This window comes from Mesorhizobium sp. M7A.F.Ca.AU.001.01.1.1, from assembly GCF_004022735.1.
GTDB lineage: Bacteria > Pseudomonadota > Alphaproteobacteria > Rhizobiales > Rhizobiaceae > Mesorhizobium > Mesorhizobium ciceri.
The window spans coordinates 1-11,237 of record NZ_RZPF01000132.1; the positions used below are offsets into that span (position 1 = coordinate 1).

The 11,237-nt window shown below is 63.4% G+C and carries 9 protein-coding genes; 2 read left to right on the forward strand and 7 right to left on the reverse strand.

Annotation, left to right across the window (positions count from 1 at the left end):
• Positions 1–1,119: GMC family oxidoreductase N-terminal domain-containing protein (locus EN884_RS10855; protein ID WP_128360552.1), on the reverse strand; the 1,119-nt coding region annotated here is incomplete at its 3' end.
• Between the two features lie 203 nt (positions 1,120–1,322).
• On the opposite strand from EN884_RS10855, the gene EN884_RS10860 reads away from it, so the two are divergent.
• Together EN884_RS10860 and EN884_RS10865 are read left to right on the forward strand one after the other, a co-directional pair.
• Positions 1,323–2,000 (forward strand): FCD domain-containing protein, encoded by a 678-nt coding sequence (locus tag EN884_RS10860; protein WP_013529856.1) that lies wholly within the window; start codon positions 1,323–1,325, stop codon positions 1,998–2,000.
• 42 nt (positions 2,001–2,042) lie between these two features.
• Positions 2,043–3,590: a GMC family oxidoreductase N-terminal domain-containing protein gene (locus EN884_RS10865; RefSeq protein WP_063168895.1), complete on the forward strand. Its 1,548-nt coding sequence runs from the start codon at positions 2,043–2,045 to the stop codon at positions 3,588–3,590.
• 47 nt (positions 3,591–3,637) lie between these two features.
• Here EN884_RS10865 and EN884_RS10870 read toward each other — a convergent pair whose 3' ends face one another.
• From EN884_RS10870 to EN884_RS10895, 6 genes are all read right to left on the reverse strand, one after another.
• A complete protein-coding gene (locus tag EN884_RS10870) occupies positions 3,638–4,390 on the reverse strand; it encodes a GGDEF domain-containing protein (protein ID WP_082826542.1) in 753 nt (250 codons plus the stop codon).
• Between the two features lie 151 nt (positions 4,391–4,541).
• Positions 4,542–5,246, reverse strand: coding sequence for a hypothetical protein (locus tag EN884_RS10875; protein ID WP_063168897.1), 705 nt, complete (start codon positions 5,244–5,246; stop codon positions 4,542–4,544).
• A 33-nt stretch (positions 5,247–5,279) separates the two neighbouring features.
• Entirely contained in the window at positions 5,280–6,428 is a 1,149-nt protein-coding gene (locus EN884_RS10880; protein WP_244514232.1) for an ABC transporter substrate-binding protein, read from the reverse strand.
• 140 nt (positions 6,429–6,568) lie between these two features.
• Positions 6,569–7,327: a transglycosylase SLT domain-containing protein gene (locus tag EN884_RS10885; RefSeq protein ID WP_063170328.1), complete on the reverse strand. Its 759-nt coding sequence runs from the start codon at positions 7,325–7,327 to the stop codon at positions 6,569–6,571.
• A gap of 32 nt (positions 7,328–7,359) precedes the next feature.
• Positions 7,360–7,731, reverse strand: coding sequence for a hypothetical protein (locus EN884_RS10890; RefSeq protein WP_027163714.1), 372 nt, complete (start codon positions 7,729–7,731; stop codon positions 7,360–7,362).
• Between the two features lie 60 nt (positions 7,732–7,791).
• A partial coding sequence (locus EN884_RS10895) for a VCBS domain-containing protein (protein WP_128360553.1) occupies positions 7,792–11,237 on the reverse strand: 3,446 nt, incomplete at its 5' end.

Below are 11,237 nucleotides of genomic sequence, written 5' to 3' on the forward strand. Positions count from 1 at the left end.
CGACATGTAAGGCCATGCCCCAAGCGGCGCGGCGGTGAAAAGCAGCTGTACGTCCGGCAACGGCCGGCTTGTGTCGCTTTTCAGGAATGCCACGACGCCGCCAGGCACATCTCCCGAAAAGCCCTTTCCGGTGAGATAAGTCCTGACGAAATCCAGCCCGATACGATCGGCCCGCATCATCTTGAGAAACGGTCCAGGCTGTTTGCGCCGATACATCACGATAACCGAAACGTGGTCCTGCAGATTCTTGCCGACTTGCGCACGATCGACCTTCGTCTCGATGCCATGCGCCGCCAGCTCGCCGCTGTCGCCTATGCCTGACAGCATCATCAGCTGCGGCGTGTTGATGACGCCGCCGGCAAGCAGAACTTCGCGCCGCGCCAGAACTTCATGGCTCGCCCCGCCTCTGGTGTAGGCAATGCCGGCTGCGCGGCCATCCCTGAGCAGGATCTTCGTCGCCATCGCGCCGGTCAGCACCTTGACATTGCCGCGCCGCATGGCGGGCCGCAGATAGGCGGTTGCGGTCGAGCAGCGGCGGCCGTTGGCAATTGTCATCTGCAGCCGGCCGAAGCCTTCCTGTATGGCGCCGTTATAGTCATCGGTCTGCGGGTATCCGGCATCACGGCTGGCTGTGGCGAAGGCATCGATCAGTTCGTCCTTGTAGCGGCAGAACTGGGTGTTCAGCGGCCCGCTGCCGCCACGGTACCGGCTTTCGCCCGCTTCCCAGCGCTCCTGCTTCTTGAAGTAGGGCAGCACCTTGTCGAACGACCAGTCCGTCAGGCCGCTTGCCGCCCAGCGATCGTAGTCGCCGCGATTGCCGCGCACATAAGCCATGGCGTTGGTGGAGGAAGAGCCGCCGATGACCTTGCCGCGCGCGCATTCGACCTTGCGGCCGCCGACATTGGCCTCGGGCTCGCAGAAATACATCCAGTCGTGGCGGCGCTCCGTCAGTATCTTGCCCCAGCCGAGCGGGATGTGGATCATCGGATCGCGGTCCCAATCCCCCGCCTCCAACAAAAGCACCGACACGGCAGGGTCTTCGCTCAGCCGGTTCGCCAGCACGCAGCCGGCCGATCCCGCACCGACAATGACGTAGTCAAAGGTTTCGCCAGCCGGCATGCGTGATCCTCGGGAGAAAGACGTCTGCCGCGATGGCAACCGTCGACATGGGCAGTCAACCATCGCGCAACTGGTGTTGTCAACCATTGCGTACAGTTGTAGATTGGTTGAATTGGTTGAGTGCCGTCGAACAGGTTTTCGTGTCACAATATGATGTCGGGACGTTGAGTCGGCGGTCTGCCGATCGGACAGGAGATTTGGTTTTGAGCGCATTCGAGCCGCAGGTCGGACCATCTGATCTCGACGACATCATCGCCGCGGTCCGCCAGTTGCAGCAGGGCGGCGGCAAGCTTCCGTCCGAGCGCGATCTTGCGGAACATCTGAGCGTCAAGCGCCATCAGCTTCGCAAGGCGCTTGAAGTGCTGCGCCTTTCAGGCGACCTCAAACCGGCGCGCGCCAGGCGGGCGCCGACCGCCCTTCCGAGATATGGCGAGGAACTGGTCAGGGTAACCAATCCGATCGAGGTCCTGGAATTGCGCCTGATTATGGAGCCGGGCCTTGCCCGACTGGCGTCGCTGCGCGCCTCCTCTTTCGAGACGGCGCGGATCCTCGACGCGGCAACCACGCCGGAGAACGCCCCGTCGGGTGAGGTCGACTTCGCTTTCCATCTCGCGATCGTTGCCGCGGCCCGCAACCACCTCGCCGCGGAATTCTACAAGATGCTGCGCCAGGTCGGTGTCGATGCGCGGGTGAAGGTTGCGCGCACCGCGGCACCCACCTGCCCCAAGCGGATCGCCCACCGCGACGGCGAGCATCGCCTGATCGCCGAAGCGATCTCGCAGCGCGACCCCGAAGCGGCAGAGGCCGCAATGCGCGCGCACCTTCTGTCGGTGCAGAGACAGATCATGGAACGGTCGAATGCCGGCGCCTTTGCCGCGTGATCGCATCACCTCTGACATCGAGCCTGTGCGGGGAATTTCAAATTGAAACGTCATTTCGACGTGCTGGTCATCGGCGCGGGATCCGCTGGCTCGGTTGTTGCCAGCCGTCTCAGTGAAGACCGGTCGTGCCAGGTCGGCCTCATCGAAGCCGGGACGATGCCGGCCGATCCCGACATCGCCGACCCGCTGAAATGGACGATGCTCCAGGGCCGCGCCTACGACTGGAGCTATCGGACCGTGCCCCAGCCCTTCACCGCCAACCGCGTCCATGAATGGCCGCGCGGCAAAATCGTCGGCGGCTCGAGCTGCCTGCATGCAATGGCCTATGTGCGCGGCCATCCCGATGATTTCGACCCCTGGGTGCAAGCCGGCGGCGAGCGCTGGTCCTATCGGGGGTTGTTGCCGGGCTTCATCCGCAGCGAAGCCTTCACCGCTTTCGACGGGCCAACACGCGGCAAGAGCGGCCCGCTGGACGTCTATCTGCCGGACGCCGAGGTCAGTCCGGTCGTGCGTGCCTACATCGCCGCCGGGCGATCCATGGGGGCTCCCGCCCTGAGCGACCACAACAGCGGCGAGCTGGTCGGCACCAGCCCCAATTCACTCAACATACGCGACGGCAAGCGCCTGAGCGTCGCCGACGCCTATCTGCCGCCGCGGGTCATGGCGCGGCCGAACCTGACCTTGCTCGCCGGCCACGAGGTCGAGCATCTGGTGCTGGACGGCCACAGGGTCACGGGCGTGAGCGTGGTCTGCGAGGGCCAGACCAGAACGCTCTGTGCCGACCGGATTGTCCTTTGCGCCGGCGCCGCGTCCACGCCGCTCATCCTCATGCGGTCGGGCATTGGTTGCCCGGATACGCTGAAGCAGGCTGACATACGCTGCCTTGCCGATCGCAGCGAGGTGGGCCGCAACCTGCAGGATCATCTGCTGGCTCTTGGAAATGTCTACAGCACCAAAAAGCCGGTGCCGCCTTCCCGCCTGCAGCACTCCGAATCGCTGATGTATCTGCACAGCGACGACCCGATCCGCTCCATGGGAAGTCCCGATATCGTGCTCGCCTGCGTCGTCGCTCCGTCGGCGGCCGAGGGCCTGAATGCCCCGCTTTATGGCTCGGCCTTTACCATCCTTTGCGGCGTCACCCATCCGACAAGCCGCGGGCGCATCACACCGAGCGGGCCGGGCCGCAACGATGCGCCGGTCATCGATCCGCATTATCTCGAAACCGAACACGATCGCGCGACATTCAGGATGGCGTTGAAGCGGGCGCGCATGGTCGGCCATCATGAGGCCCTGGACGAATGGCGCGATACGGAGATCCTGCCAGGCGCACCGGTTCGGTCCGATGCCGAACTCGATGCTTTCATCGCCAGGGCTGCTTCCACCCATCATCATCCGGCCGGCACCTGCCGGATGGGTCTTGACACCGAGGCCGTCGTCGATCCTGACTTGCGGCTGAACGGCTTCGACAATGCCTTTGTCGTCGACGCCTCGGTGATGCCGGCGATCCCGAGCGGACCGATCAACGCGGCGATCGTCGCCATCGCCGAAACCTGGGCGGCGTCTTCTCGGGTTACCCCGCCGGCAGCGTGAGGGCGTCCGCGTCCGACAATTCCCCTGGCTCCGGTTCCCGGCGACTATCAGCTATGGAGATGCGTCAGCTCAAACGCGGCTCCGTCCTGGACGCCGGCCATGCGCTGCTCGGCGGACCGGAACATGTCCGCGAACTCCACCTGGTTCTCGAACACCACGCCGCCGACCTTGACCGTCAAGGCATCCTCGGTGCCTTTTGGCGCGAAATAGACTTGTGCGATGCGCGCCCTGATACGCTCGCCGATTTCCCTGGCTTCTGCTTCGGTCGCGCCGGCGAGGAAGACCCCGAACATCGACGTCCCCATGCGTCCAACCAGATCCTCCGCGCGCACTGACGATTGTATGGTTGAGGCTATGAGCCGCAAGGCTTGATCGCCCCATTCAAGACCAAAGCGCAGGTTGATGGACCGCAGATGCTCCGAATGGATGACCAGGAAGGCGCCGGATTTCGGCCCCGGCACCGACGGCCTTGCGGTTCTTTTTTCGACCATCGACGTGAAGACCGCTCCGTTCAGGCAGCCGGTCGTGGTGTCGAAGGTTGCCGACTTGTCGAGTTCCCGGCGATAGCGACGAAGCTCGATCTGTTTCAATCCAACGAACAGAAAAAGCGGAACACCAAGAACGACAGGCAACAGGATTGCCGTGACCATGCTGCGCCCAAATGGCGTCAGCGCCTCCGAGAACAGAAGCAGATAATTGAGACCGACGGAAACGCCCAGGATTGCAGCGGTTCCCAGAAAGGTCAGCAAAGCGACGCCTTTCCATGCCTGGTCGGTGGTGCTCGCCATAGTCTTTGTCACTGGCCGATCTCCTGTGGATGGGCTTGTATAAGGCCGGTGTGTTGCAATTTCAGTTTCAAGGAACATTGCAATTTAATCGATTGCGCGATGACCCCATCAAGGCTGCGCCCGTGGCGGTTAACAAACAAAACATCAGGGATTGAATGACAGCCTATTGTGCCGGGCCGAACATGCCCATCTCCGCGTCCCTGGCTGTCGCCTCCGCCTTGCCGTAGATGCCGCTCGGCAGCGCCGTGGCCCAGCCGTTGGAGACAAGCCAGGCGCCAACATCCTGCTTGCCCAGCCTGCACGGTGCGGCGACGGCAAAACGCTCGACGTCCGGCGGTACGAAACAGTGCAGCGCGCGTCCCCTCAGCCAGGAATTGAAAACGGCGCGGGCGCGTACGCCGCAAGGCCAGGTGACGTCATGAAACGAGCAGGAGCTGTCGAGATCGATGCCTCGCACTCCGCTGATGAACACCTTGCGGCCCATGGCTTCGAACATCGCCGATGATGTGACAACCGGGCGGTAGAGCAAGACCTCCCGCCAATCCCTGGGCATCGGCGTTTTCGGGGGCACGGCGAGACCGAGCTCGCTGAGCGGCGGACGGGGCTCGGCCCGTTCGATCTCAGCGGGATCAAGCCGTGGTGGAGCGATCAGGTCTTGAGCAACCTTGCGCGCCGGCTCCAGGCGTTGTGCGCCGGCAACCGGGGCAAACGGCCGGACAGGCTGCGTGTCGTCAACATCTGGCGACCGGGCACGGACAGGCTGATCGACCGAAAGCAACGCCCCGCCCTGAATGATCAGCAGGATCCCGGCCAGGAGCAGGAGGCTTCCAAGTGCGATCGCCAAGCGGCTGCGGCCCGGCCTGGCCATCAGCTTGAACAGGATCCCAGGGATTTGCGCCGGTCAGAAACCCGACGTCGATTTGGCAACCAGCTTGAGCGCACCTTTTTCAATCCGATAGAACGGCATCGAGCGTTGGCTGGATCCGTCGGCCCGAAACCGGAACAGGCCGGTCGACCCGCGAAAGCCGTTTGGATTCTCGAGAGTTTTTTTGCTGAAACCATCGGGCCCGACCGCGCTGGCAATCCCTGCCGTCAGGGCAACCATATCATAGGCGTAGGCCACATTGACGTCAGCCGGATAGTTGTATGTCGTCCTGAAGCGGTCGGCGATCGGCCCGGTTTCGCTTGGATCGAGCGTGGCGATAAACGCCCCCTCGAAGAGCGGATCCATGGGGTGCTCCAGCCAACGGTTCGTCCCGACGACGGAGATCGTCTTTCCCGGAATGCCCTTCGATTTGAGGGCGGCAAGGACAGGCGACGGACTGCCATTGCCGCTGGCGACGATGACGGCGTCGGGGGCGTCCACGAGTGAGCCCATTTCGTCGACCGTCTTCGCGCCGTCGCCGGCAGAATATCGGAGAGTGACCGCGAGCGCCGCGCCGTAGATGCTGAGGCTGTTTGCGACCCGCTTCTCCATGGCGCCGGCGTTTGGGCCATCCGCGACAAGCAGTACGAACTTCTTGCTGCCTTTCGCGGCCAGTCCCGCGGCGCCCGCGGCGGCGCTGTCCGCTTCGCCAAGGAGCACGGCATAGACCCCGGGGCCGCCGGCGAAATTGTCGGCGAGCGCCAGGACCGGTGGCCGCTTCGACCCCGACAGCGTGGCAATATGCTGGGCCGCCGGCAGCTCGGTCGGGCCGATGACGACTTTAGACCCCGTCGTAATGGCCGTAACCGCCAGTTTGCCGGCCAGTGCGCTGTCGCCTTTGGTGTCTTCTACCGTCAGCGCCAGCAATCCGTTGCCGATATCCGTCATCGCCAGCTTGGTCGCATCGAGCATCTTCCTGCCGTTTTCCCCGGCCGTTCCAGGGGCGGACAGCGGCAGCAGCATCGTGACTTTGGTCGAGCCGGTGCCCATCGACTGGGTCGCCTGGACGGGACCGGCGCCGGCGGCGCCGTTCTGCCCGGCAGGCGCGGTAACCGCCGCCGGATCGAGCACTTCGGACACGCCGCCCTTCGACTGGCAGCCCGACACGATCGCGGCGAGCGCCAAGGCGATTGCCCATGTCCGCGGACGGTGGACCTGTCGGCCAGCTTCCATGAATGCTCCACCCCTATGTGCCGCCGGATATTGTTCCCGGTCTGGTCTTCAACGCATGTTACGGCGGACTTGCAGTGCCGTCTGTAGTTCTTTTAGCCGCCGAAAAGCCTGCCTCTGAGCGCCCTGATCTGCCTTGCTTGCCCGGCACTTCGATAGTCGGCGCATTTCATGTATCGCGGCCCGGGCACGAACACGCGGCGCACGCAAACGCCCTTTCCCTGGGCAGGGGCTCCACCCTCCCCGCCTGGCGAAAACGCGGAAAAGCCGAATGTCGCCACCGGCAAGGGGCCGGTCACTTCGATCCCTTCCCTTGCCAGGATTGCCCGCGCACGCTGGCAGTAGCGGACTGAAAGGGCCGAGAACCGGCTTTCATTGTGCCCGGCGCGATACTTCATGACGGTGGTGCAGAGATCACCCGCGGCGAGCCTGTTGGCCTGTGCAAGATATTTGACCCCCAGCGCGATGTTGGCCGCCGGCGCGCTGAGATCGTCGAGGGAACCTCGAAAGCCGAGCATCCTGGCGGTCGCCGGCATCACCTGCATCAGGCCGACTTCGCCATCGGCGCCTTGCACGCCGGGATCGAAGCCGCTTTCGATCTCCATCACCGCATGCGCCAGCATCGGCTCCAGGCCATAGATCGATGCCTGGCAACTGGCAAACGCCTTGAAAGCCTGCCGGGTCCACTCCGTGGCAGTGTCACAGTGTGCCGGCCGCGTCAGGCTGGACGGCTGCTGTTGTTCCACAAAAGGCCGTTCCAGCCAGTTGGCGTGGGCCAGCGTGACAGTGAGGCCAAAGCCGACGAACGCGATCCCGCCTGCGATCGCCTTCGAGAATGATCCGGCGGCTGTCATGATGGCCAACAGGCGTGGGTTCGCCTATCCGGTCAGTGCATGTACTCGACCATGCGATCGTGAAAACACTCGCATTTGTTGAGGGTGTCTTCGTCCTTGTAGTTCGTCTTCAGGTAGCCGTAAGCCATGCCGCAGGCGACCTTGGCTTCCGATGCCCAGACGAAGACGGGCCGGGACGAGTTGATCCACTCCGAGCTGTTGGCGGCGGCGACCGACTCGTCCATCAGCTTCACCACCTGCTGCTTCAGATCGACGATGTTGTCGTTCAAGACCAGATTGGACGTGCCGACGACCCGGCAATAATCGCCTGTCGGACCTTCGATGATGTCGGCGGCATACCCCGTCGACCCGACTGCCAGCAACAGCGTCGCAGCGGAAACAAGCAGTCTTGCAGAACGTTTCATGTTTAGCTCCCCTAAATATTAGCGACGTATAACATAATCGCATGGTTGTGCGCTATGCCGTTAGACCAGGTTTGCGGTTGTCTGATGCTGGGTTATGCCATCGTCGTAGAGCAGCGTGATCGTGTTGGCAGCGGGCAGGTTCGTCAGCGTTGCCACGTCGACGAAGTTGGCGCCGCCGGTGCTGCCGTTGGCATCGACACTGAGCGTACCCGTCCCCGCATTGTAGTTCACGAAGTCACCGATATTGGCTCCTCCAGGCGCCGTGTCAAACAGGGCGGTCAGGTCAATCTTGTCGCCATGTCCTCCCACGCCGCTGAAATCAGTGATGAGGTCCTTGATGTCGATATTCTCAAGCCGGAACGTATCGGCGCCGGCTCCTCCGGTCAGGGTGTCCTGGCCGAGACCTCCTATGAGAAGGTCGTTGCCGTCGCCGCCGCTGAGCAGGTCGTTGCCGGCTCCGCCGCTGAGGAAGTCATTGCCGCCCCGGCCGACGATGACGTCATTGCCGCCATTACCGCTGAGCTGGTCGATACCGGACGTTCCATAGATCTGGTCGGCCAGCGTTGGGTCACCGTTCACCGTGATCCCGGGATCACCAGGATTGTGCGAGAAGAAGGAGAAATTGACGGAGCGGGCCTGCCAACTGCCGCCATCATTGTCGAAGTAGGACAGGGTCCACGAGTCTCCGGCTGCCGGCGGATGCGCGATCAAGTAGCTGGCAAGCGTCGTAGCGGTGGCATTGCCTGCGCCATCGAGAAGGAAGATGTGATCGTAGTCGACCGTAGCCTTCATCTGACCCGTGGCCGGATCGTAGAACCAAGTCTGCTCGAAGGTCCCAGCGGTCAAATCGTCTTCTACTGCGGCGAAGTGATTGGTGCCAATTCTGATCTCGACCTGAACCTCCTGTTCACGATGCGACCCTGCGCTACTATCTCCGAACGCACCTGGGTTTCGCTCTGAAGGGTCAATCGGCGTATCAATCGGCGTCTTTTGGAAATCGGTATAGACGACGACAGTTGCGCTGTGAGGATCCGCCAATATCGCGTTTACCGTCGCTTGCGACAGAGCAAGCGTCGTGACCTGATCATTGCCCGACGTCAGCGGACTGCTGCCATCGCCAATCTGCGACGTGTCGCTGGGCAGGCTGGTCGGCGGCACTTCGTGGATGCCAACAGTCTGTGCAACGTGAGTGTGCCCGTCATAGACATCCAGCGACAGGTTGTTGTTGACCGTGTCAGTTTGCAATGCGGTCGGCCGATAAACCAGATCGTCCAGCAGGTTGATACCGCCGGACGGATTATACAGCACCGTGCCGGCTGTCAGGGCGATATAGGTCACGCCGTTGAAATAGAACGTGCCGGTGGGGATCGTTCCCGTAGCGGTGACGATGAGGTTATCCCCGTCCGCATCCGTCGGAATGGAGACCAGCAGCGGATACCCATTCGGATAGCTGGGCGTGCTCAAGGTCTGCTGCGCCGGGTCGCTCGACATCCAGTTCTGAGTGTTCGCGACTACGGGCGCGTCATTGATGTCCGTCAGGTTGATGGTCAGCGTCGTCGTCGACAGGTCGCCGTCACCATCCTTGATGGTGTAGACGAACACGTCCGTGGTGTTCGCGTTGATGCTGTGGGCCGTCGACTGGTAGGTGTAGGAGCCGTCGGCGTTGAGATGCAGCGTGCCGTGCAGGCCGGCAATGTCGGTGTTGACACCGGTCGTCACCGCCGTTGTCGTGTTGCCGCCCGCAGCCCGGACGCCGTCGATCGTGGCACCATCTGCCCCGGCCACGTCGTTGATCAGAACGCCGGCCGCAGCAGTCACGGTCAGCAGCGCGCCTTCATTGACATTGCCGCTGTCGGCATGGGCCGTCGGCACGTCGTCGGTGACGTCGATGGTGATGGTGTTGGTGATCGTGTTGCCGTTGGCGTCGGTGGCCTGGTAGGTGAAGGTCTCGACATTGTTGACGGTGTTGGTGCCGTTGTTGGCGTCGGCGCCGTCGACCGGCGAGGTCAGCGTGTAGCTGTAGGTGCCGTTGGCATTGAAGGTCAGCGTGCCGTGCGCGCCGATGGCGTTGCTCACCAGTGCGTAGGTGTAGGGCCCGGTGCCGCCCGATACATTGTCGGCGACCGTTCCGGCGATGGTCTCGGCGGTGCTCGACGGGTTGCTGCCGATCGGCAGCGCCGCCTCGTTGACCGTCAGGTCGTCGTTGGAGACGGCAAGGCCGCTGTCCGACAGGTTGATGGTCAGGGTCGTCGTCGACAGGTCGCCGTCGCCGTCCATGATGGTGTAGACGAAGGTCTCCGTTGCGCCTGCCGGCGGAACCACGTTGGGCAGGCCGTCATAGCTGTAGCTGCCATTGGCCTGCAGCGTCAGCGTGCCGAAGCTGCCGTTGATCACCGTGTTGACGCCCGTCGTCACCGCCGTCGTGGTGTCGCCGCCCGCAACGCGGACCCCGACAACGCCGCCGCCCGCCGCCGCACCGTCGGCGCCGAACACGTCGTCCGTGCCGTCGCTCAGCACGTTGCCGAGCACGATCCCGCCCTCGACAACGCTGTTGGTGTCGGCATGGGCCGTCGGCACGTCGTCGACGATGTCGATGACGATGGCTGCCGGGGCCGACGACGAGGTGCCGTCAGAGACGGTGAGCGAGAAGCTGTCGGTCTCGGTGACTGCCGGAACGTCCGTGGTCGGGCTGGTCAGCGTGTACTGATAGGCAGCAACGCCGGTTGCCGGGTTGTAGCCGGTGATCAGCAGCGTGCCGTGGTCGCCCTGGAAGACCGAACCGTTAAGGCTGCCAATGGCAACCGTGACGCCGCCGATGGTGACGCTCTGCACGTCGTCGAGCCCGTCGGCGTCCGACACCGTGAAGGTGCCTGTCGCAACCGTGCTGCCGTCGCCGGCCGCCGAACCCGCCGCCAGACCTGCTTCATAGACCTGGTCATGCGCGCCGGCCGGGTTGCCCTGGTCGACGACGACCTGCGGCACGTCGTTGGTGCCGTTGATGGTGATGGTCAGCGTTGCCGTATCGGTGTCGCCGTCGGCATCCTTCATCGTGTAGTTGAAGGTCTCGGTCAGCGTCTGGCCGGCATCCAGCGCCTGCACCGCCGGATCGGCGTTGTTGAGCGTATAGGTGTAGGTGCCGTCGGGATTGGCCACGAAGGTGCCGTGCGCGCCCGTCGTCGAGCCATCCCAGCTGACGAAGCTCGTCGGCGTGTCGGCGCCCGGCCGGTTGTTGGCATGCAGGTCGTTGGTCAGCACATTGCCGTTGACCGGCGAAAGCGCGTCCTCGCTGATGCTGTTGGTGTCGTTGACCGCATTGGGCACGTCGTCGACGATGTCGATGACGATGGCTGCCGGGGCCGACGACGAGGTGCCGTCCGAAACGGTGAGCGAGAAGCTGTCGGTCTCGGTGACTGCGGGAACGTCCGTGGTCGGGCTGGTCAGCGTGTACTGATAGGCCGCAACGCCGGTTGCCGGGTTGTAGCCGGTGATCAGCAGCGTGCCGTGGT

Excerpts from the sequence above, each read along its gene's own strand:
- EN884_RS10875 (WP_063168897.1), bottom strand. The coding sequence starts at position 5,246 with ATGGCCAGGCCGGGCCGCAGCCGCTTGGCGATCGCACTTGGAAGCCTC.
- EN884_RS10885 (WP_063170328.1), bottom strand. The coding sequence starts at position 7,327 with ATGACAGCCGCCGGATCATTCTCGAAGGCGATCGCAGGCGGGATCGCG.
- EN884_RS10890 (WP_027163714.1), bottom strand. The coding sequence starts at position 7,731 with ATGAAACGTTCTGCAAGACTGCTTGTTTCCGCTGCGACGCTGTTGCTG.